This window comes from Enterobacter sp. ECC-219 (genome assembly GCF_043966805.1).
Taxonomy (GTDB): Bacteria; Pseudomonadota; Gammaproteobacteria; order Enterobacterales; family Enterobacteriaceae; genus Enterobacter; species Enterobacter cloacae_N.
Genome location: NZ_CP143680.1, coordinates 2833282 through 2855644 on the forward strand (window position 1 = coordinate 2833282; position 22363 = coordinate 2855644).

Genomic DNA, 22363 nt, shown 5'->3' on the forward strand with positions numbered 1-22363 from the left:
CGGGCTTTTAAATTACGTTAATCGTCTTCCGGGTCGTCCAGCTCAATCGGCGTCTGATACTCATCCGGCTTAATGACCAGCAGGTCGCAGCGCAGATGGTCGATCACCTGTTCGGCAGTATTGCCGAGGAAAGCGGCAGAAATACCGGTCCGGCCAATGGTTCCCAGGACCACAATCCCGGCCTGCAGATGCTCGGCTAAATCCGGGATCACCTCTTCAGGCAGCCCTTTTTCCACGTGCGTCATGTTTTCGTCTATGCTGAACTTCTGGCGCAGCGCTTTCATCGCCAGCAGATGCTGGCCGCGGATGGCGTCGTTATAGACGCTAGGGTCAAATTCCGGCAGCTCGATGGCGATATTGATCGGGGTAACCGGATAGGCACCCACCAGATGCACTTCGGTGTGGTTGACCTGGTCAGCAAGCTGGATGGTCTCCTTCACCAGCTTCTCGTTGAGCGAATTGTGATAATCCTCTTCGCTCGCAAGGTTCACCGCCACAACGGCTTTCCCGCCTTCAGGCCACGGCTGGTCTTTCACCATCCAGACCGGGCAAGGGCATTTACGCAGCAAATGCCAGTCGGTCGGGGTGAAGATCACGGATTCCAGCTTGTCGTGCTGGTGCGCCATCTTCAGCAGCAGGTCGTGCCCGCCGGCAACCACTTCCTGGATAATGGCTTCAAAAGGTCGGTTATGCCAGACCACTTTAATATCAATAGGCACACCCGCTTCCAGGTAATACTTCGCCTGTTCACGGATCCACGCGGTACGCTGGCTGATGACGCCCTGACGCATAGCGGTGCGCTCGTCAGGCGACAGAAGGGTGGTCATCTCATACGAGAAGTCATAGATGGGCAAAAACGCTTTGATTTTGCCACCAATCCGTTGATGTAAATACACAGCACGTCGTAATGCCGGCTGATCGTCCTGATTCGGATCGATAGCCACCAGCATGTTTTGATACTTTGCCATACAGGTCTCCTTACTACTGTCACCACAGTCTGTAATTAAAAGAGTAACCTATATATCCTGAATGAAACAGAGGGGAGCTTTTGCCAGATCAATAATTCATGAAAATTTATCAGAGGAAAAGTACGGTGGTTGTCACCGCGATAAACGCAATGAACAGCAGCACCATTACCGCTATCGCAAAGGTCGTGGAATCCTGAACGTAGGTTTTTTCCTCCCCCTTCATTGGGCCGACAAGCATGATCCAGATGAAGATAAAGGTCACAGAGGCAATCACGACTGAAACGAAAAACAAACTTTCTCTCAATTCATAACCTCAACGACAACCTTTCAGGCGCTGTGTAGGGACGTGCTACGGTGAAAATGTCTTGAAACGGGGGCGATTATACCAGACCAATAAATCACGTGAATTTATCAGTCTGGTTATCAGCATGCGGAGAGTTATGCCACGTTGCGGGCGTGCCCGGCAAGAACGGCCAGCGCTTCACCGTTTTCGATAGTGATGTATTTACCCTTAACGGCCAGCATACCGCTTTTCTGGAAACGGCCCAGCAGACGGCTGATGGTTTCCACGGTCAGGCCCAGGTAGTTACCGATATCGCCACGGGTCATGGTCAGACGGAACTCACGCGGCGAGAAACCGCGCTCGGCGAAGCGGCGGGAGAGGTTATAGATAAACGCGGCCAGGCGCTCTTCTGCATTCTTTTTGGAAAGCAGCAGAATCATGTCCTGATCGCCTTTAATCTCACCGCTCATCAGACGCATCATCTGCTGACGCAGATTAGGCATCTTGCCGGACAGATCGTCCAGGGTTTCAAACGGGATTTCGCAAACCATCGAGGTTTCGAGTGCCTGAGCAAAGCTCGGGTGGTGGCCAGTGCCAATGGCATCAAAGCCCACCAGATCGCCAGCCAGATGGAAGCCGGTGATCTGCTCGTCACCCTGTTCGGTGATGGTGTAGCTCTTGATGGTGCCAGAACGGATTGCATAGAGCGATTTCAGTTCGTCTCCCGCTTTAAACAGCGTCTGCCCTTTCTGAATAGGCTTTTTGCGCTCGATGATGTTATCAAGCTGATCGAGTTCATGCTCATTCAGGGTAAACGGGATACAGAGCTGGCTGATGCTGCAATCCTGGCAATGGATAGCACAACCGCCAGACTGAATGCGTCGTATAATTCGCTTTTCCGGGATCATAGGTTTGCTCAAGCCTTAATTGATATTGGTCAATTTTAACATCTTTTTGGTAAGTACGTAAGCCTGACAAACCCTCAATAAGGACAAGTGGCGACATTGTGTCGCCATCTTCTTGAAATTCCACAGCTTGATTATGGATTTTTAGCCTAACCGGAAGAAAATTAAGCACAAAAAGCCTGGGATCTAGAGCAAGAGATACCCTTCGTGACGCAGCAGCCATTCTTTTCGCTGCACGCCGCCGGCATAGCCTGTCATGGTACCGTTGCGGCCAATGACGCGATGGCAGGGCACCACAATGCTGACCGGGTTAGAGCCGTTCGCGGCACCCACCGCGCGTGCGGCACCCGCGCGGCCTAGCTGCTCCGCGAGCTGACCGTAATGCATGACCTGCCCGCACGGAATCGACCGCAGCGCCTGCCACACTTCCCGCTGAAAAGGCGTGCCTGCTGTGGCGGTTGGCAGAGTGTCAATGATGCTGAGATCGCCTTCGAAATAGGCGCTGAGCTTATCGCACAACCCCCCGGGGTTAACCGCATTCCGGCGCTGATAGCCTTCTTTACTGTAATGGATGGCGAGCAGCACCTCCATGCGATCGCTGTGCTCTTGCCACTCTACAGCTCTTAAGCGGTACTGTTCATCACATATGACCCATAGCGGCCCCAGCGGCGTGGGGATCAATTCCTGCAATAGCGTTAGCATAAGCGATACCTGAATAACCAAAGCCATTATCATGTCGGGAAATTTCGGGATGTTCAAGATGTTGCGTGTGAACAAGAGGAGTAGTTTTTCAGATTATATTTACATGCAGGAGGAATAATTTCCGAAGGCGTTAGCATATACTATGGATAATTGTGTCTGGGATTAATTATGCGTGCGTCCTTATATTTATTCACTCGGTTTGTCTCCGTCGGTGTGCTGAATACCGCTATTCATACCGCTGTATTTCTCCTGACCTTTTTTTTATTTTCATTTTCGCAAAGCCTGGCTAACGTAACTGCTTTTTTTGTTGCGGCATCATTTAGTTTTGTTGCTAACGCTACCTGGACGTTCAAAAAAAAACGGACCTTACATAAATATCTGCTTTTTGTCATGGCGATGGCGTGTCTGGCGTGGTTGACGGGCAAGCTGGCGGAGGTTGCCGGATTTCCCGCTTTATTCACGTTACTCACGTTCTCTTCTGTCAGCATGGTGCTCGGCTTTTTACTTTCTAAATGTTTTATATTCAGGGATTGAATATGGTTATCTCACTTGTGATTCCCGTTTTTAATGAGGAACAGGCTATTCCACTGTTTTTCAACGCGCTGCGATGCGAGCCCCTCCTGGCTCATTACTCGCTTGAACTGATTTTTGTCGACGACGGTAGTCGCGATAATACTGTCCAGGCGATCCGTCGGGAAACGTTTCCCGGCAGCGTTCGTCTTGTCGAGTTTAGCCGTAACTTTGGCAAAGAGGCTGCACTGTTGGCCGGGTTGCGGGCGGCAACGGGCGACGCGGTGATCCCTGTTGATGTAGATTTACAGGATCCTGTTCACGTCATACCTGCGCTTATTTCGCGCTGGCAGGACGGGTTTGATACCGTGCTTGCCCAGCGCATCGATCGCCGTTGTGATACCTGGCTAAAACGAAAAACGGCACAGTGGTTTTATCGAGCACATAATCAAATTAGCTCACCAGGCATTGTGGAGAACGTTGGCGATTTCAGGCTCCTGTCACGTGAGACGGTAAACGCGATTCTTCAATTACCAGAAAGAACGCTTTTTATGAAAGGCTTGCTTTCGTGGACAGGAGGAAAAACCACGGTTGTGGCTTATTCCCGTGATCCCCGCCGTACGGGGATCAGCAAATTCAACGGTTGGAAATTATGGAGGCTGGCGGTGGAAGGCATTACCTCATTTTCCATTTTTCCGCTCCAGCTATGGACTTACCTGGGTTTTTTTATCGCCACCCTTTCTATGACTTACGCTCTATGGATGATTATCGATAAACTCATCTGGGGAAATGATGTCCCAGGCTATCCATCATTAATGGTGGCGATTTTATTTATTGGCGGCGTGCAGCTAGTCAGTATTGGTGTACTGGGTGAATATATCGGCAGGATTTTTATCGAGGTAAAAGGTCGCCCGCGTTATATTCTTAAGCAAGGAAGTGAAGGGTGTGATGATGTTAAAAAATAATGCGGCAATGTTGGGGTTATTCGCACTTTGTGCTTTTATTTATTTTTTCCCCGCTCTGAGCCAAACCTATCTGTTCAATGATGATATTGGGCGTAATGCATTAGGTTACGGCAGGTACGAATTCACAGGTTTAGGTGAATATGCTGACAGCGGTCGTCCGGCCGCGGAAATCCTCATTCGCTTGCTCTCCGGGTGGATCGGTCGTTCAACCGACGTTGTGGCTATTAACCTTGCACCGTTAACCAAACTCATTAGCGCTATGTGCGTGGCGAGCGTAGCGTGGATTGTCTATCAAAGAATCATCAAGGAAGCGACATGGAGCGGTTTTCTGGTCTGCCTGACGGTCGTCTTCTCTCCCTGGTTTATTCATTGTATCCAGTACAGCTTTGACTCAGTGTCAATGGGAGCCGCATTGCTTCTGACTGCGCTTCCATTTATTGGTAAACGTAACTGGCGCGGCTATCTGTTCTTCTATGGCTGCTATTTTCTTTCTCTCTGTTTTTATCAGCTTTTCCTGGTTGCCCCGTTTTTGATTATCGCGGTTTTTCTGTTAAAAGAGTTTTTTGACACCGGAACCTTAAGTCTTGCCACGCGGCAGCACGCCGGGAATGTCATCATTACGTTATTTGCTGGATTTGTTACGTATAAAGTATTTATTCTGCTGCTGCCGCTAAGGGAGTACGTATTAATTCACAGCAAAATGCTGACGCTGAGTATTATTTTCCCTGCGCAGGTTTCTACTCATCTCCGGTATCTTCTGGATGTGTTTTTTTCGCCATTTTACGGTACGGCCGGAGTGGTTCTCATCATATTATTTATGTTTTCCATCGCGGGTGTGATCGTGGCGGCAACGCGTATTCAGCGTAACAGATGGCTCTGTCTAACGATCTATTTGTTAACCTGCGTGCTTGGACTGCTGATGGCGTTGCTACCCCAGGCACTGTTGCGTGCTCCTCTTTATGCGGGAAGGGCGATGGCGGGGAACCAGTTCGTGATGCTTATTTGGTTCTTCCCATTGCTTTATCTGCCGAAGATAATGCTTAAATATCTTTGCGCGGGCTGGGTAATTTTCTTTACGTTGATGGCAAGCCTGAATGCGGCGATTACCGGCGCTATTCTGGCACAATATCAGTATGAAGATCGGTTGCTTGACGTAATTTTAAACTACCCGGTCAATGATACATTGCCTGAGAAAATATTTTTGGTTGCACCATATTACGCGAAAGATCGTGTCTGGCTACGTCAGGCGAGCAACGTTCGCGCTAATTTCCCCTATACAAAATATATTTTGCACAATACCTTTATTTTAAATGCCAGTATCTGGCCAACTCGCCAGGCGCAGTTATACAATAGAGATATACTTATCAAAAAAGTAAAAAATGATGGTTCTTTCTGTCAGTGGAAAGACAAACTGGTCAGGCAAGAATTTACCATGTATGTCAAGGGGGATGTACGCTACGTTGACTTTGACAAAACAGCATGCAATAAATCGTTATAAATAGCAGCGAAAAAAACTGGGCCTGCCGACATCGTCAGGCCCATGAACACACAGCAGTGCTTCCTTTCGCAAGCCCACTTTGCTTTTTTCCCTTACAGCAGGTTTTTTATATATAGCATACGCGCCGGAAAATGACAGCGTGTTTACTGATTGAATTCACAAAATTTTAACTTAAATTTGAATTTTAAGTGTCGTAAAATTTTAGTTAAGCCTTGTTAAAGATAATCATTCCGCAAATATGTTTAGCGCTTTTAAAATATGGCTTCCCCGGTAATTAAACCGCTCTTCTCCATGTATCCGTTTGTCATTGAGCCCGTTATCCTCTATGGGTATAGTACGTCTCTCAGATGTAGCCGGAGGATTTCCATGAACCCTGACGACAAATCTCTTTTTCTTGACGCCATGGAGGATGTCCAGCCCCTGAAGCGCTGCACCGATATCCACTGGCAGCAAAGCCGTAATACCCGGGCTCGCCAGGACATCGATACCGAACAGCTCGACAACTTTCTGACCCTGGGTTTCCTTGAGCTATTGCCCCTTGACGAGCCGCTGGCTTTTCAGCGCGAAGGCGTTCAGCAGGGCGTTATTGATAAGCTGCGTTCGGGTAAATACTCCCGACAGGCCAGCCTGAATCTGTTGCGCCAGCCCGCTGAACGCTGCCGCCAGATGCTGTATTCCTTTATTCGCCAGGCGGGTCGTGACGGACTACGTAACCTGATCGTCATTCACGGGAAAGGGCGCGAGCAGAATTCGCACCCTAATGTGGTGCGCAGCTATCTTGCTCGCTGGTTAACCGAGTTCGAGGAAGTGCAGGCTTTCTGCGTGGCGCTGCCGCATCACGGCGGCAGCGGGGCATGCTATGTTTCCCTGCGAAAATCCGATGAAGCAAAACAGGACAACTGGGAGCGGCACGCCAAGCGCAGCCGCTAGCGGGCGGTATCTTCGCCCGCCTGAGGCTTAAAACGTTTCCCAGTTACTGTCGGGGGTGGCGGTTGCCGTTGCCGGACGCAGCAGCTGCGGCGTTTTAACGTTGGCCGGGCGCGGGGCGGTGGCGTTGACTTTACCGTTCAGGCGAAACGCGGCCACGGCCTGGCGCAGCTGTTCGGACTGGTCTTCCAGCGCCGCTGCCGCCGTGGCGGACTGCTGCACCAGCGCGGCGTTTTGCTGCGTCACGCTGTCCATCTGCGACACGGCGAGGCTCACCTGCTCAATACCGCGGCTCTGCTCGTCGGACGCGGACGAAATCTCGCCCATGATATCGGTCACGCGGGTGACGGCGGCGACAATCTCCTTCATGGTGGTGCCAGCCTCGCTGACCTGCTCAGAACCGGTGTTCACCCGGCTGACGGAGTTCTCGATAAGCCCTTTAATCTCTTTCGCCGCCTGCGCGCTGCGGCTGGCCAGCGTACGGACTTCACCGGCGACAACCGCAAAACCGCGGCCTTGCTCGCCGGCGCGCGCGGCTTCCACCGCGGCGTTAAGCGCCAGAATGTTGGTCTGGAACGCAATGCTGTCAATCACGCCGGTAATATGGGCGATTTGCTGCGAACTGTTGGCAATTTCGTTCATGGTGCGAACCACGTTATCCACGACGTGGCCGCCGCGAGCCGCTGTTTCAGAGGCGTTCTTCGCCAGCAACGTCGCCTGACGGGCGTTATCGGAGTTCTGTTTAACCGTCGCGGTCAGCTCTTCCATGCTGGCGGCAGTTTCTTCGAGCGAGGCAGCCTGCTCTTCGGTGCGGGCGGAGAGATCGTTGCTCCCTGCGGCAATTTCACCCGCGCCGGTGTAGATGGAATCGGTGCTGCCGCGCACGGCGCTGACGGTGGTTACCAGCGATTGCTGCATCTCATGCAGGCCGGCGGCCAACTGACCCATTTCATTGCGGCCAGAGAGGGCGATATTCTGCGTCAGGTCGCCTCCTGCAATGGCGCGAATATGGTTCATGATGGCGTTGAGCGGTTTTAACAGCAGGTGCTGTAAACCCTGCCAGATCACCACCAGAACGGCAATAACGGCCAGGAAAATAGCTGCCAGCGTCCACTGCATCTGGGTGAAGCTGCTCTGGTTCTCTTCGGTTGCCGCTTTCAGCAGCGTGTTGTTTTCGGCGCGCCAGCGGTTGTAGACCGCTTCCATATCGTCCTGAGCCTGCTGAGCGTCCAGATCGCCATAGGCCTGATAGTTGTCGGCACGCAGATACTCAATCGACAAACGCATCACTTCATGCATCTGATTCCAGGATTTCTGCATCTCGTCGGTTAACGCCGCATTCTGGCCGTTAACCTGCGGCATTTTCTGCCATTCTTTGTTATAGGTTTCCGCTTTAGCCAGAGAGTCGCCTGCGGTGCCGAGCAGTTTGTTAATTGCGGCAAGGGATGCCGGATCGCGCTGGTTTTTCAGGTAGCGAATTGCCACGCGGGTGACGGTGACACGCGTTTTCACCAGCGTGTTCACGCTGTCGCTCAGGCTTTCCTGCTGGGCATTCAGCACGCCGGAGTTCTGGAAGTTATGGCGATCGTTGCTGACGGCAGAGTAGAACAACCCTCCCGTGACAACTTGCAGCAGACAGAATATGGTGAGGGCAAAGATAATTCCGGTAATCACGTGCAGATTTTTCAGCATAGCGGTCGTCCGTTAGAAAAGATGCAGAGGTACACCAATACTATCGTCGTATAGAATTTAAACTTTAATTTAACTCGCGCTTAACTTAGGGCTTCGGTCAGGAACCTGTTGTAAATCCGGATCATTTTGATGAGGAAGGTTAATATGAGCAGCATTGATAAAAGCGGGACGTACGCGCTCGGAACGCGAACGGTTAAACGACTGGGCTACGGGGCGATGCAGCTTGCCGGGCCGGGCGTGTTTGGCCCGCCGAAGGATAAACAAGCCGCGTTGGACGTGCTGCGCGAAGCCGTGGCGGCGGGCGTGAACCATATTGATACCAGCGATTTTTATGGTCCGCATGTGACGAACCAGCTGATCCGCGAGGCGCTTCATCCTTACCGGGACGATCTCACCCTCGTCACCAAGATCGGCGCCCGCCGTGATGACAAAGGGGCCTGGCTGCCCGCTTTTTCCGCGCAGGAACTGACTCAGGCGGTGCATGACAACCTGCGTAATCTGAAGCTGGATGTGCTGGACGTGGTGAATCTGCGGATCATGTTTAGCGCACACGGCCCTGCGGAGGGATCGATTGCTGAACCGCTTTCCACCCTCGCAGAATTACAGCAGCAAGGCCTGGTGCGCCACATTGGCCTGAGCAACGTCACGGCCACGCAGGTGGCGGAAGCGCGGAAGATGGTGCAGGTCGTCTGCGTGCAGAACATGTACAACATTGTGAACCGCGGCGATGATGCGCTGGTAGATTTACTGGCACAGCAGGGGATTGCGTATGTGCCGTTCTTCCCACTGGGAGGCTTTACGCCACTGCAGTCTACCGGCCTGCAGGCCGTCGCGGATTCCCTGGGCGCAACGGCGATGCAGGTTGCGCTGGCATGGCTGTTGCAACGGTCGCCGAACATCCTGCTGATCCCCGGTACTTCATCCGTGGCGCATCTGCGGCAAAACCTTGCGGCGGGAGAGGTGCAATTGCCGCCTGAAGCACTTGAAAAACTGAATGCTCTGATGGGTTAATCACGGCATGGGCAAAGCCGGAAGGACACTTCCAGACTTTGCCCGATCAGACTCCGCATTGACTTTTCTGTCTGTGAAGCGCTAACGCTTCTGCCACAATCTCCTGCTTGCTTTTACGCGTCTCAAAGGCGGTGATTCTGATGTATTCCATCAAATCAGGCTCAATGCGGGCGCTCAACATCCTGAGATCGGCCTCCTTTGCTAAACCGCGGGCAACTCGCTTGTCGGGATAGTCACGGGCTGGCATAGAAAACGTCCTCCAAAAGTCTTGATAATTCGTGCCCTAAAATATGCGTCACTCTTATATAAAAGTCAATTGATAGTGTTTGTGTAGTAATTTGGTGATCTTTCGTTTTTCACTTTAAGTGATTTTAAAGTGTTTGTTTGTGACTTTCTTATGACTTGCGTTTAACCCATCTGCGACCGCCCGCACAAGAGATGGCTGAATTAAATCCGCTCAAACTTCAAGGCGTTTGCGGTCTTTGTCGGAAATGACCTTGATCCTGTGCCGTAATCCGTAATACTGTGTTTATATACAGTATCTGGCGGGAAAGGCATTTATGGACACTCTCTTTTCTTATCATCCAAAACAACCTATTGAATTACCTCTCTATCTTGAGCGCGTTGCCTGTGGCTTCCCAAGCCCTGCGCAGGATTATGTGGAGGATCGTCTCGATCTTAACCGGCTGGCAGTCAGGCACCCCAGTGCGACTTACTTTATCAAAGTGAGCGGGGACTCCATGATCGACGCGGGGATTAGCGACGGCGATCTGCTGGTGGTCGACCGTTCGTTGAATGCTGAACATGGGGATATCGTTGTGGCGTCGGTCGCCGGTGAGTTCACGGTGAAAGAGCTACAGACCCGTCCGGTTCTGAGACTGTTGCCGCGTAATGCCCGCTATCAGCCGATCGCCTTTCAGTCCGAAGAGGAGCTGCAAATCTTCGGTGTCGTCACTCATACGCTTAAAACGCATAAACATGTTCGCGCTGGTTGATGTGAATAGTTTCTATGCCTCCTGCGAGAGGGTGTTTCGCCCCGATCTGGTGGGTAAACCCATCGTGGTGGTGTCCAATAACGACGGCTGCATTATTTCGCTGTCGCGAGAGGCAAAGCAGTTCGGCATAAAAATGGGGGAACCCTATTTTAAATTCAAAGAGAAGGGTTATCCGTCGCGGGTTTACGTCTTTAGCTCGAACTATGCGCTGTATGCCGACCTCAGCAGCCGGGTGATGCAAACGCTGACCGATCTCGCGCCGGCCATTGAGATCTACTCCATTGATGAAGCATTTGTGAACGTTTCGGGTGTCAGCAACTGCCTGTCGCTGGAAGCATTCGGTCATCAGATGCGTACGCAGGTCTTCAAAAACACAGGCTTAACCGTTGGCGTCGGGATTGCGCCGACCAAAACGCTGGCGAAGCTGGCCAACTATGCGGCGAAGCGGTGGTCAGCCACCGGGGGCGTGGTCGATCTCTCGGATCGTGAACGGCAGCGTAAGCTGCTGGCAAAGGTTCCGGTGGAGGAGGTGTGGGGAGTAGGACGACGCATCACGAAAAAGCTCAACGCGATGGGGATTACCACGGCGCTGGAGCTGGCGGAAGCGTCATCCTGGGTCATCCGCAAACATTTTAACGTGGTTATGGAGCGCACGGCACGCGAGCTTCGCGGTGAGCCCTGCCTCGATCTGGAAGAGTTTACCCCTACGAAGCAGCAAATTATCTGTAGCCGCTCGTTTGGACACCGTATTACGCAGTACGAGGAGATGCACCAGGCCATTTGCGCCTATGCGGAACGCGCAGCAGAGAAACTGCGCGGCGAGCATCAATACTGTCGTTTTATCAGCGTGTTTGTACGCACCAGCCCGCACGCGGACAACGAAATTTATTACGGCAATCAGGCTTCCGTCACCCTGATGACGCCCACCAATGACTCGCGCGATATCATCCGCGCCGCCACGGAGGCGCTGGGGCGTATCTGGCTTGACGGGTATCGCTATATGAAAGCCGGGGTCATGCTGGCGGACTTTTTCAGCAGCGGCGTCGCTCAGCTTAACTTGTTTGACGATAACCGCCCGAGCGCCAACAGCGCGGCGCTGATGGAGACGATCGACAGCCTGAATCACTCCGGCAAAGGGAAGATATGGTTTGCCGGGCAGGGAATTGAGAAATCCTGGGCGATGAAGCGTGAGATGCTGTCGCCGGCTTATACGACGCGGTACGCGGATTTACCGGTGGCGCGGTAGGATGCGGTTATTTTGCGGGGGCGTGCTCTGCGATCTCAATCAGCAATTGCTCAATCACGCCGACGACGCTTCGCACGCGTTGCGGAATAAAGCGGGCGTCAGGATAGACGGCATAGAGGACGCGATCGGGCAACCGCCAGTCGGGCAATACCGGCACCAGCGTGCCGGTTTTCAGCGCCCTGGCCGCAAGCGGTCGCTGCATACCGCCGATACCGATGCCTGCCTCCAGCGCCCGTAGCAGCGCGTCGCTGGTGTTGGCGCGGAAAACGGTATTCACTTTTACTTCGATCGCTTTTTCATCCGTGATGAGCCGCAGGGGGGCATCCAGCGGGATGCCGCTAAAGCGCACGTGGGGCAGCGTGGTCAGCTCGCTAACGTCGTGCACCGCCTGAAAGCCGGGGGCGGCGAACAGCGCGCTTTCAATACGCGCCAGCACGCGGGCCGCATGCGCCTGCGGGGGCTCACTGCCCAGCCTAATCGCGACGTCCACGCCCTCCGTCACCAGGTCTGCAAGGCGGTCATCAAGAGAAAGCCTGAGATGTAATTCTGGATGCAGGCGCTGCAGCTCCAGTAGATGTGGCAAGACGATCTGCCCCAGGCCGCTCGGCAGCTGGACATGAACGCTTCCCTGAAATTGATGATCGACCGGCGCCAGCCGTCCCTCCGCTTCCCGCATGGCGTCCAGCAGCAGCTGCATGTCGCGGCGGTAACGTTCTCCCTGTTCGGTCAGCTTCATTGCACGCGTTGTTCGGTGCAGTAACACCACGCCCAGTTCTTGTTCAAGGGCGGCGATCTGCTGGCTGACGGCGGACTGCTTCATCCCGCTCCGACGGGCTGCGGCAGAAAAAGAGCCTGCGTCCGCGACGCAAAGAAAGGTGGAAATGGCGTTGAGCTTATTATTCATTTAATGGTTTTTCTGATAAGTGCTATCGGATGGAGGGGATATTCACTAAAAAAATAATATATGACACTGCATCTGTCACCCTTTCTGGAGAAACACGATGGATAAGATGCAGCAACAAAATGTCGCCCTGGTCGCGGGCGCGAGCGGAATTGTCGGCAGACAGCTTGTTAAAACGCTTCTGCACAATGGATGGGAAGCGATCGGCCTGAGCCGTCAGGCGTTATCCCATCCTGACGGTATTCCAGTGGTGAACGTCGATTTGCTGGATGCTAAGGACAGCGCGCGGGCGCTGCAATCGCTGAGCAGGGTTACCCATCTCTTTTACAGCGCCTGGGTGAACGCCGCGAACTGGACAGAGATGGTTGAGCCGAACGTCACTATGCTGCGTAACCTGGTCAGCACCCTCGAAAAAACGGCACCTTTGCAGACGGTCAGCCTGATGCAGGGTTACAAAGTGTATGGCGCACACCTGGGGCCGTTTAAAACTCCGGCTCGCGAAAGCGATCCTGGCGTGCCCGGTGCCGAATTTAACGCCGCGCAGCTCGCGTGGCTCAGCCAGTTTCAGCAGGGGAAACGCTGGCACTGGAATGCCATTCGGCCGGGCGTGGTGGGCAGTGCGGTGCCCGGTAATACCATGAACCTTGCGCTGAGTATCGCTCTGTATGCCTCTTTGTGTAAGGCGCTGGGGTTACCACTGCGTTTTCCCGGTTCGGAACAGACCTGGCACAGCATTGTGGATTACACCGATGCCGGACTGCTGGCGGAGGCCACGCTGTGGGCGGCTACGTCACCGGCGGCACAGAATCAGGCGTTCAACGTGAATAATGGCGATATCTGGCGCTGGAGCGAGCTGTGGCCGCGCATTGCCCGCTGGTTTGAACTGGACTCTGCGCCGCCGGTGAGGTTGTCGTTTCACCAGCTGTTTACGGACTATCGCGGCGTATGGCGCGATCTTGCCGGGGAAGGGCTGGTGGAAGCGGATATTTTGCAGCTGAGCGATGGGCAGTTTGCCGATTTCGTCTTCAGCTGGAACTACGACATGTTTGGTGACGGGAGCAAGCTGCGGCGGTCGGGCTTCACGCGGATGCAGGCGACGGATGAGATGTTTTTCAGCCTGTTCGCGCAGTTGAGAGCGGCGCGGATTATTCCCTGATAAATCTGGGCGTCCAGGTGCAAGCCTGGACGCCGGGGGATTTACTCAACCGTTAAGGCATTAACAACCTCGGCCACGCTTTTCACGCTGCGGATGTTCCCAATCCCCGTGCCGAGCGCGATATAGCCTTCATCGGTATTATCTTCCAGCATGCCCAGGCGCAGACCCCGTAATCCTCCCATCGCCTTGCCCAGCGCTTCGTTGCTTGCGCCTGCTTTATCCATCGACGCCAGTTTTTCCGCCAGCTTGCCGGGAAGCGCGCGGTAGTAATGGGGCACGGTGCGGAAAAGCAGCAAATCGAGACCGTTGGCAGCAACAATTTTCTCTTTGACTCCCTGCGGCACGCGGCTTTCTTCCGTGCTGATAAAGACCGACCCGGCAAACACGCCTTCCGCGCCTAATGCATGGGCCGCTCTGGCGGTGCGATTATCGGTAATGCCGCCCGCGGCCATCAACGGGATGTGCTTCACGGCATCGGCAATCAGCGGCACGATGGAAAAGGTGCCAAGCACCGTTGCGGGTAACGTTCCGCCCTCATCAAAACCGGTAGCAACAATAATGTCAGCCCCCATTTCTTCTGCGAGGCGGGTGTTCTCCGGCGTTGGATTGATGTCGCGGTAGATAATGGCGATACCCGCCTCTTTTAACTCGCTGAACAGCGCGGGAATAATGCTGCCTTCCCCGTAGCCCGTATACACCACGGCCCTGACGCCTTCCTCTTTCACCACCTGAAGAATAGGCCCAGTCCAGACGTCATTAACGGCCGTGGGGATCAGGTTCACGCCAAACGGTTTTTCGGTCAGCCGTTTGGTTTTACGAATTTCTTCGCGCATTTTTTCGGCGGTCTCTTCCGGCGTGGAGACCGCCGTGTCGGCGGTTAAACCGGCATTGGGCCCCAGCACGCCGAGCCCGCCGGCATTGCTGACCGCGGCGACCAGGCGGGCATCCGTGAGCCAGGATAACGGCCCCTGAATAACAGGTTTTTCGATACCCAGGATCTGACAAATACGGTTATTTTTCATAGCAGACTCTCCCTTACGTTTGAATGGGGAAGAGTGTAGGGCGCAGGATTGTTAGGAAAAATAGCTAAAAAAATTCATCACTGTTATAAAATTAATAACAATAACGTTATTCTGATCGCGGCAAAAGCATCCCTTATGCAAATAAACCTCTTTGAAGCTATTCGAATTTTTATTGAAATTGTCGAGTCGGGGAGCCTGACCCAGGCTGCGGAAAATCTGCAGGTCCATCGCCCGGCGGTCACCAAAGCGTTACAGCTTCTGGAGCAGCACAGCGGCACGCGTTTGCTGCAGCGAACAACGCGTCGAATCAGTCTGACGCCGGATGGCGATGCGTTTTATCGCCGGAGTAAACCTCTGCTGGCGCAGGCGGACGAATTACTGGAGTCGTTTGGTACGGACCGGGCAATACACGGTCAGCTGCGTGTGGATATGCCGGTCTCTTTTGCAACGCTGCGGGTGATCCCTAATCTGCCTGATTTTTATCGGCAGCATCCTGAAATCGACATCATTCTGAGCAGCTCTGACCGCCGTCGGGATATGCTCAGGGACGGTCTTGACTGCGTGCTGCGGGTGGGAGAGCTGGAGGACGGCGAGTATATCGCGCGTAAAATCGGGAACATCAACATCACGACCTGCGCCAGCCCGGCCTGGCTGGCAAAACACGGTACGCCAGAAACGCCGGATGATTTACGCAAACATCAGGCCATCAACTGGATTAATAACCGCAGCAGACACATTCAGCCGTGGACGTTTACCACGCCGGAAGGCATCGCGGAGATTACCCTGCCCGGTAAGCTTGTCGTGGATAACTCCGAAGCCTACATTGCGGCTGGCCTTGCCGGGCTGGGGTTAATGCAGGGGATGAATCTTTTTCTCCAGCCTTACATTGACCGCGGTCTTCTGGTTGAAGTCTTGCCAGACTATCGCTCGCCGGACCGCAAGCTGTCGCTGCTCTATCCACACCGTCACCTCTCCCGCAAGGTGCGGGTCTTTACCGAGTGGCTGGAGAGTCTGGTGTGAAAGCGGCCAGCTCGTGACACAGCGCGCCAATCTGGTCCACGGCGTTCAGCAGGCGGGGCGTGGGTTCGTTTGCGCAGTTCAGCCGCAGAAAATGCGTTAACTCTGATCTCGGGGAAAACAGGGGGCCAGGGCTGACGCCGATGCCCAGCGCCAGCGCACGACGGTGCACCTCTAGCGCACTGACCTGCTGAGGCAGTTCTACCCACAGCAGGAAACCGGCTGCGGGTACGCTAACGCGCGTGCCGGGTGGGAAGCTGGCCTCGACCCGCGCGACAACGGCGTGGATCCCCTCTGCGACCCGGCGCTTTAGCCTCCGGAGATGGCGATCGTAGTCGCCGCTTGCCAGCATCTCGCTGGTTGCGGCTTCCAGCAGCGGCGTGCCGGCCCAGTCTCCGGCCATGCGGGCCTGTAAGACCTGCGGGTGGTAGCGTCCGGCGGCAATCCAGCCGATTCGCCAGCCCGGCGCAAGCGTTTTTGACAGGGAACTGCAGTAAATCACATTCCCGCTCTGGTCGAACGCCTTGCAGGCCGGAGGACGTTGCCCCTCGCCGACCAGGTCACCGTAAACATCATCCTCAATCAAAGGAATTTCTGCCTCTTCAAGCAGGGCAACCAGTTCCTGCTTGCGCGCGACGGGCATGCTGGCACCCAACGGGTTTTGCACGGTGGGCGAGGCCAGAACGGCAGCAGGGCGGTGGCAGCGAATGGCGTCCGCCAGCGGTTTCAGCAGCAGGCCTTCGACAGGGTCGGTGGGGATAGCTAAGGCCTTCAGGCCTAAATCCTCCAGCAGCAGGAGCGTGCCAAAGTAGGCGGGCTGCTCAATCGCCACGACATCACCTGGCTGACACACGGCCCGAAGGGCCAGGCGCAGCGCCTGCGTCGCACCCGCGGTAATAATCAGATCGTCTGCGCCGAACCGGGCTCCCCACTGTGCAGAACGCGCGGCAATCTTACTTCGCAAATCCCCTCTTCCCGGAGGCAGGCTGTAGCTCTGTCCATGCGCGTCCAGACGACGACCCGCAGAGTGCAGCGCCCGCTGCAGTGCATCTCCCGGCAGCCACGCGGGATCGGGCAGGGCGGCGCCCAGCGGGATCAGCCTGGCTTCTGCACTGCTGAACAGCGACCGGGCCACGGCGGACATGGTGACGGGGACCGGGCCAGGTGAGGAACGTGCGGGCTCCACGCGCGGAGGCAGGCTGGTCTGGCGGATGTAATAACCTGAACGCGGGCGCGCAACAATCAGCCCTTCAGCCTCAAGGCAGCGAAGGGCCTCCAGCGCCGTCGGAAGGCTAACGTGCTCGCGCTCGGCCAGTTTACGTGCGGAGATCATCCTGTCACCGGCGCGCAGCGCGCCAGAGGTCAGCGTGAGGCGCAGCATCTCAGCAATTCGGCGATAGTGTGGGGACGACTGGGACGGGGCGGACATGGGGATCTGTTCAGGCTAATTTTCGATAAAACTGACTATACAGCCAATGATGCACGCCATCTATAGTGTCCGGCATGTTCAGGACAAGGAGGCATTATGCACAGCGATAATTTCAACATTTCCACCTATTTCAAACGCATAAACTACACCGGACCGGCGGCTGCCGATACGGCCACCCTGCATGCGCTGATGCGCCATCAGCTCTTTTCCGTTCCCTTTGAGAATCTGGACGTGCAGGCGGGTAAAATTGTCTCGCTGGCGCCAGACGACATTGCCGATAAGGTGTTAACGCAGGGGCGCGGCGGCTACTGCTATGAGGTGAACGGGCTTTTTGCCATGGCGCTGGTGGCGTTAGGGATACCTTACCGTTTCGTGGCGGCGCGGCCGATGTTCTACCCCGTGCGGCGACCTAAAACCCATATGGCGCTCATCGCTGAGGTAGATAGCCGACTGTGGCTTTGCGACCTCGGGTTCGGCAGCTACGGCATTCGCGCGCCGATGGCGTTAGACACGCTTGATGTGGGTATCACGCAGGATTTCGACACGTTTCGACTAAGCCGCAGCGCGGAAGGCGAGTATCTGCTTGAGGCGAAGGTGGAGGGGGAATGGGCTAATCAATACGGTTTTGATCTGACGCCTCAGGAATGGATTGATTTCGTCCCGGCTAACTACCTTAACTCCACGCACCCGGATGCGATCTTTGTGCAGAAGCGGGTGGTAGTGCAGCATGGCCCCGAAGGACGCGAGATTTTGCTGGGCGATATGCTGAAAACCATCACGGCGAACGGCACTGAAACGCGGCAGCTGGCGGAGGATGAAATTCGCCATGTCCTGAAGGACCGTTTTGCGCTGACCGCCGCGTAATCAGCCGGGGAACGGTGGAGCCTCAGCGCAGTCCGTCTTCTGTGGCGTTGCGCTGAGCTCCCCACTGTAACAGCAGGCTAAACGACGTGGGTAACACGGTCAGCGTCACCAGCGTCGCAGACAGCAGCCCGCCGATAATGGCATAGGCCATTGGGCCCCAGAATACCTGGTGAGAAATGGGGATCATGCCCAGAATGGCGGCACAGGCGGTCAGACAGATGGGCCTGGCCCGGTGTTCCGCAGCCGCCATAATCGCGGCATCGTTTGTCATCCCCTGAGCAAGATTGCTGTCAACCTCGCTAATCAATATCACCGCGTTACGCACGATCATCCCCGCCAGTGCGATGACGCCCAGCAGCGCGACAAACCCCATCGGCGTTCCGCCGGGCAGCATAGCCAGCACGATCCCCGGTAAACCAAACGGGGCCATCAGGAGTGCCAGCAGCATCCGGGAATATCGCCGCAACTGAAGCATCAGCAGCAACAGCATGATGACCAGCGTCACCGGAAGAACGGTGAAGACGGAGCTGTTCCCCTTATCCGATTCGGCAACCGCGCCGCCTTCTTCAATGCTGTAACCTGCCGGCAGGCTCGCGCGCAGTTTATCGACCGCCGGACGCAGCGCTGCAGATACCGCTTCAGCCTTCAGCCCCGGGGCAAGATCCGTTTGCACCGTGATAAAGGGCACGCGTTGCCGACGCCAGATGACCGGATCGTCCACGCCCCAGACCGGCGTCGCGACGGCGCTGAGCGGAATTTTTTTACCGTCATTCCCCTGGATCGTGAGCGAGGAGAGGGTGGCGGTGCTGTGACGTGCATCGTCCGTGGCCCGGAGCACCACGTCGACAAGGCGGTCGTTATCCCTGATAGACGTGACAACGCTGCCGGACCAGACGGTATTCAGCGTGCGGGCGAGGCTCTCTGATGATATTCCCGCCGCCCTGGCCGCCGTCTGATTCACCTCAAGGGTTATGACCCTCTCCGGCTCTCCGGCCGTCTGGTTAACGTCGCGTGAGAACGGGGACTGCCCAATCGCGTCCGTGAGACGGTTCGCAAACGCCCGAACCTGCAGATAGTCAGGCCCGCTCACCCGGTATTTGATTGGCCAGCCGACGGGGGGCCCCAGCTCAAGGGGCGACACGCGCGTGATGATATCGCTAAACTGCGTCGCCAGGATCCTGTTGAGCTGCGCATGCAGACGATCCCGCGCCTCAAGATCCTTAGCCACCACAACCATCTGGGCGATATTTTCATTTTCCAGCAGCACGTCCATCGGCAGGTAAAAACGGATGGCGCCGGACCCGACGTACGTCGAATAGCGATTGATGTTGCCGTTGCCTGCCAGCGCCTTTTCCAGCTTTTCCACCTCTCTTAGTGTTTCCGCCTGCGACGCGTTGGCCGGAAGCGTCAGGCTGACCAGCAGCTCAGGCCGGTCCGAGGCGGGGAAGAACTCGCCCTGCATAAATGTCGTGCCGTACGCTGACAGCCCCAGCGCGAAAAGCGCAATCAGTACGGTAGCGAGCCGGTGGCGCAGTGCCAGGCGTAAAAGCCGTCCGTACCCGCGCGCGATCCTTCCGGGGCCCGCCGCGTGATGTCTGACTTTTTCCGGCAGCAGCCACGTACCCGTCAGCGGCGAAAACAGGATCGCGACAGCCCAGGAACAGAGCAGGGCAATGAGCACCACGGCAAACAGGGAAAAACAGTATTCACCGGCGCTGGAGGCCGCAAAACCAACGGGAATAAAACCGGCAATCATCACCAGGGTACCGGTGAGCATCGGGAAGGCCGTCGTTTTGAATGCATGGGTGGCCGCATGCCGACGGGAATCCCCCGCTTCCAGCCGGGAGACCATCGTTTCGACGGCGATCATGGCGTCATCCACCAGCAGGCCCAGGGCAATAATCAGCGCCCCGAGCGAGATGCGCTGAAGGCCAATGCCGGCGAACATCATGCCGGCAAACGTCATGGCGAGCACCAGCGGGATGGCCGTCGCCACCACCAGCCCGGCCCGTAAACCCAGTGAGACAAATGAAACCGCCAGCACGATAATAACGGCTTCGATAAGCACCCGGATAAACCCACTTACCGCGTCACTGACCACCGCTGACTGATCGGCGACTTTCACCATCTCGATACCGTGCGGCAGCCCGGCGCTGAGGGCCGCCATTCTGGCGTTCAGCGCAGCACCGAAACGCAGCATGTTGCCCGTTGGCGCCATCGACACCGCCAGCCCGATAGCCGGTTTGCCGTTCACCCGGTAGGCCGGGGCCGGTGGCTCGGCGATTTCCCGGGTGACGGTGGCAATGTCGGTCAGCGGTATATAGCGATTGTTCACGTGCAGCGTGACGGCCCGTAAACTCTCTTCGGTCGTGAGCGCCCCGCTGACTTTTATCGCCATGTTCTCCTGTCCGGTACGCATAGTGCCTGCCGGGACAACCGCGTTCTGCGCCCGGAGGGCGTCGGCGATCGTCTGAATATCGAGCCCCATCCCGGCCAGGCGTGCTGGAGAAAAGGCGAGAACCCACTGCTCCTGCTGTTCGCCCAGCAGGGTTGTTTTGCCCATATCCGGCAGGGACATAAGCTCGCGTCGTAAGGTCTCTACGCGATCCCGCACCTCCCGCAGGGTGAAACCTTCGGGAATAAAAGCATAAATTGTGCCGAACGTGTCGTCAAATTCGTCGTCCACGGCAGGAACCTGCACCCCTTCAGGCAGGGACGGCGCGATGTCCTGCATTTTTTTGCGAACCTGATACCAGATGTCCGGCACGCTTTGCGGGGGCGTATCGTCACGGAGGTTGACATGGATAACGGTGCGTCCGGCCCGGGTTTCACTTTCGAGATAGTCCAGCCAGGGTGTTTCCTGCAGCTTTTTTTCAAGCGTATCGGTCAGCAGGCGGGTGGTATCCGCCACGGATGCTCCCGGCCACTGCGCGGAGACGACGGCCGTTTTAATGGTAAAAGCCGGATCTTCGTTACGCGGCAACTTCTCATAGCAGAACACGCCCATCGCAATCACCAGCAGCATAAAAAAGCTGACCATCTGCTGGTTCTTCAGCGCCCAGGCGGAGAGGTTAAATTTGGCTTCCTGTCCTGTGTTCATGGCTGAACCTCTCCGGCCATCACCGGCTCGCCGGACCGCAATGTGCTCACGCCCGCGGTAATCACCCGATCGCCGGGCTCAAGGCCGGAGGCAATCATGACGGAGGTAGCCGTATAGCTCGCGGGTACCACCACGCGCAGCTGCGCCCGCGACTGCGGGGTAATCACAAAAACCGCCGGTTTGTCGCCGGCACGGGTCAGCGCGGATGCGGGAAGGGTGTACCCGTGCGGGGCTGACGATGGCAACGTGACGGTAACGCTGGCACCCAGCGCCATGGCCGACGGCGGGTTTTGCAGGGTGGCTCTGACGCGCCAGGTGCGGGTCTGAGGATCGGCCTGCGGGGTGATATCCCGCAGCACGGCAGACGCCTGTACTGACGGGTCGCTGAGAAGGGAAACCCGCAACACCGCCTTATCCAGAGGCGGGATCGCATCGGGAGTGGCAATATCAAACATCACATCGCGTTCTTCCCCGGTCGCCAGCGTCAGCACGGACTGACCGTCGCTGACAACCTGTCCCGCAGAGGCGTTCACGGCCGTGATGATGCCCGCTTGTGGCGCGATCAGGCGCGTCCAGCCGAGGCTTTCGCGGGCATTTCGCCGCGCGGCCTCGCTGCTTTTTAAGCGCGCGCGGGCGACAAGCCAGTCCGCACGGGCGCTGTCGAGCTGCGTGCGGGCTATTGCCCCCGTTGGCATGAGTTTTTGCATTCGACTGACGTTAAGCGCGGCGACCTGCGCGGAGGCTTTGGCGCCTTCATAGTCGGCCTCAGCGCTGTCGAGCTGATTCTGCCCGGTCGTATTGTCAAGCGTGGCCAGCAGTTGTCCGGCAGTGACCCGGTCGCCAATATCAACGCTGCGCGTCAGTATCCGACCCCCGGTACGAAAGCTCAGGGTCGTTTCATCGTGGGCATGGATCTCACCGGTTCTTTCCAGCGCGGGAAGGGTTTGATCGGTGCCAACGACGACGTAGCGTACCGCCCGTGCAGGAACGGGCTTATTTTCGTGTTTATCACCACAGCCGGTCAGCGGAAAAATCGCCAGCGCAAGCAGGGCCAGGGGAAGAAAATGCAGCCAGGAAAGGGTGCGCGCCACGCCGTACAAATGATGCAGGCAGTGGCGGAGGGAGAGAAAAAATTCGTCTGACATAACGCCGCTCCATAAAGGGAATGGCGT

21 protein-coding genes are annotated in these 22363 nt (G+C 56.0%); 10 read left to right on the forward strand and 11 right to left on the reverse strand.

Translation table 11 applies throughout. The features are described 5' to 3' along the window. Positions 1-17: 17 nt before the first annotated feature. The 4 genes from uspE to ogt all read right to left on the reverse strand — a co-directional run bounded on the left by uspE (position 18) and on the right by ogt (position 2858). Entirely contained in the window at positions 18-968 is a 951-nt protein-coding gene (gene uspE / locus V1603_RS13480; RefSeq protein WP_028012944.1) for a universal stress protein UspE, read from the reverse strand. Positions 969-1077: 109 nt separating this feature from the next. Continuing rightward, positions 1078-1260: a hypothetical protein gene (locus V1603_RS13485; protein WP_014883604.1), complete on the reverse strand. Its 183-nt coding sequence runs from the start codon at positions 1258-1260 to the stop codon at positions 1078-1080. A gap of 146 nt (positions 1261-1406) precedes the next feature. Then, positions 1407-2159, reverse strand: coding sequence for a fumarate/nitrate reduction transcriptional regulator Fnr (fnr, locus tag V1603_RS13490; RefSeq protein ID WP_006174991.1), 753 nt, complete (start codon positions 2157-2159; stop codon positions 1407-1409). A 183-nt stretch (positions 2160-2342) separates the two neighbouring features. Next, a complete protein-coding gene (gene ogt / locus V1603_RS13495) occupies positions 2343-2858 on the reverse strand; it encodes a methylated-DNA--[protein]-cysteine S-methyltransferase (protein WP_233002432.1) in 516 nt (171 codons plus the stop codon). Positions 2859-3026: 168 nt separating this feature from the next. Between ogt and V1603_RS13500 the strand changes: the two genes are divergently transcribed. The 4 genes from V1603_RS13500 to smrA all read left to right on the forward strand — a co-directional run bounded on the left by V1603_RS13500 (position 3027) and on the right by smrA (position 6761). Beyond that, the gene (locus V1603_RS13500) at positions 3027-3392 is read left to right on the forward strand and encodes a GtrA family protein (RefSeq protein ID WP_395312757.1); all 366 of its coding nucleotides are present in this window, start codon (positions 3027-3029) and stop codon (positions 3390-3392) included. Positions 3393-3394: 2 nt separating this feature from the next. After that, a complete protein-coding gene (locus V1603_RS13505) occupies positions 3395-4333 on the forward strand; it encodes a glycosyltransferase family 2 protein (RefSeq protein WP_269837395.1) in 939 nt (312 codons plus the stop codon). Continuing rightward, a complete protein-coding gene (locus V1603_RS13510) occupies positions 4317-5831 on the forward strand; it encodes a glucosyltransferase domain-containing protein (protein WP_395313983.1) in 1515 nt (504 codons plus the stop codon). The genes V1603_RS13505 and V1603_RS13510 overlap by 17 nt, the downstream gene beginning before the upstream one ends. Positions 5832-6197: 366 nt before the next feature. After that, positions 6198-6761, forward strand: coding sequence for a DNA endonuclease SmrA (smrA, locus tag V1603_RS13515; protein ID WP_192981477.1), 564 nt, complete (start codon positions 6198-6200; stop codon positions 6759-6761). Between the two features lie 27 nt (positions 6762-6788). On the opposite strand, the gene V1603_RS13520 is transcribed toward smrA, so the two are convergent. Continuing rightward, positions 6789-8450 carry a methyl-accepting chemotaxis protein gene (locus V1603_RS13520; RefSeq protein ID WP_116340293.1) on the reverse strand — a complete coding sequence of 554 codons (1662 nt, stop codon included), beginning with the start codon at positions 8448-8450 and terminating at the stop codon, positions 6789-6791. Between the two features lie 144 nt (positions 8451-8594). Between V1603_RS13520 and V1603_RS13525 the strand changes: the two genes are divergently transcribed. Beyond that, entirely contained in the window at positions 8595-9461 is an 867-nt protein-coding gene (locus V1603_RS13525) for an aldo/keto reductase family oxidoreductase (protein ID WP_028012953.1), read from the forward strand. Positions 9462-9507: 46 nt separating this feature from the next. On the opposite strand, the gene V1603_RS13530 is transcribed toward V1603_RS13525, so the two are convergent. Continuing rightward, positions 9508-9708 carry a hypothetical protein gene (locus V1603_RS13530; RefSeq protein WP_028012954.1) on the reverse strand — a complete coding sequence of 67 codons (201 nt, stop codon included), beginning with the start codon at positions 9706-9708 and terminating at the stop codon, positions 9508-9510. 313 nt (positions 9709-10021) lie between these two features. Here V1603_RS13530 and umuD point away from each other — a divergent pair, with 313 nt between their 5' ends. Further along, the gene (gene umuD / locus V1603_RS13535; RefSeq protein WP_116340291.1) at positions 10022-10456 is read left to right on the forward strand and encodes a translesion error-prone DNA polymerase V autoproteolytic subunit; all 435 of its coding nucleotides are present in this window, start codon (positions 10022-10024) and stop codon (positions 10454-10456) included. Then, positions 10440-11702, forward strand: coding sequence for a translesion error-prone DNA polymerase V subunit UmuC (gene umuC / locus V1603_RS13540; protein WP_116340289.1), 1263 nt, complete (start codon positions 10440-10442; stop codon positions 11700-11702). The genes umuD and umuC overlap by 17 nt, the downstream gene beginning before the upstream one ends. Before the next feature lie 7 nt (positions 11703-11709). Here the strand turns inward: umuC and V1603_RS13545 are convergent, their stop codons facing one another. Continuing rightward, positions 11710-12606: a LysR family transcriptional regulator gene (locus V1603_RS13545; RefSeq protein WP_116340287.1), complete on the reverse strand. Its 897-nt coding sequence runs from the start codon at positions 12604-12606 to the stop codon at positions 11710-11712. 97 nt (positions 12607-12703) lie between these two features. On the opposite strand from V1603_RS13545, the gene V1603_RS13550 reads away from it, so the two are divergent. Continuing rightward, on the forward strand, positions 12704-13759 hold the full coding sequence (locus tag V1603_RS13550; protein ID WP_192981465.1) for an SDR family oxidoreductase: 1056 nt from the start codon (positions 12704-12706) through the stop codon (positions 13757-13759). 41 nt (positions 13760-13800) lie between these two features. Here V1603_RS13550 and V1603_RS13555 read toward each other — a convergent pair whose 3' ends face one another. Further along, a complete protein-coding gene (locus V1603_RS13555; protein ID WP_395312758.1) occupies positions 13801-14781 on the reverse strand; it encodes an NAD(P)H-dependent flavin oxidoreductase in 981 nt (326 codons plus the stop codon). Between the two features lie 135 nt (positions 14782-14916). Here V1603_RS13555 and V1603_RS13560 point away from each other — a divergent pair, with 135 nt between their 5' ends. Beyond that, the gene (locus V1603_RS13560) at positions 14917-15801 is read left to right on the forward strand and encodes a LysR family transcriptional regulator (protein ID WP_116341146.1); all 885 of its coding nucleotides are present in this window, start codon (positions 14917-14919) and stop codon (positions 15799-15801) included. Here V1603_RS13560 and V1603_RS13565 read toward each other — a convergent pair. After that, positions 15773-17227 (reverse strand): PLP-dependent aminotransferase family protein, encoded by a 1455-nt coding sequence (locus V1603_RS13565; RefSeq protein ID WP_395312759.1) that lies wholly within the window; start codon positions 17225-17227, stop codon positions 15773-15775. The two genes, V1603_RS13560 and V1603_RS13565, sit on opposite strands and share 29 nt — an antisense overlap. Positions 17228-17323: 96 nt before the next feature. On the opposite strand from V1603_RS13565, the gene V1603_RS13570 reads away from it, so the two are divergent. After that, complete coding sequence (locus tag V1603_RS13570) at positions 17324-18091, forward strand: arylamine N-acetyltransferase (protein WP_395312760.1); 768 nt, start codon at positions 17324-17326, stop codon at positions 18089-18091. A 22-nt stretch (positions 18092-18113) separates the two neighbouring features. On the opposite strand, the gene V1603_RS13575 is transcribed toward V1603_RS13570, so the two are convergent. Together V1603_RS13575 and V1603_RS13580 are read right to left on the reverse strand one after the other, a co-directional pair. Further along, a complete protein-coding gene (locus tag V1603_RS13575; RefSeq protein ID WP_163329097.1) occupies positions 18114-21191 on the reverse strand; it encodes an efflux RND transporter permease subunit in 3078 nt (1025 codons plus the stop codon). Beyond that, entirely contained in the window at positions 21188-22336 is a 1149-nt protein-coding gene (locus tag V1603_RS13580; protein WP_395312761.1) for an efflux RND transporter periplasmic adaptor subunit, read from the reverse strand. The genes V1603_RS13575 and V1603_RS13580 overlap by 4 nt, the downstream gene beginning before the upstream one ends. Positions 22337-22363: the final 27 nt, after the last annotated feature.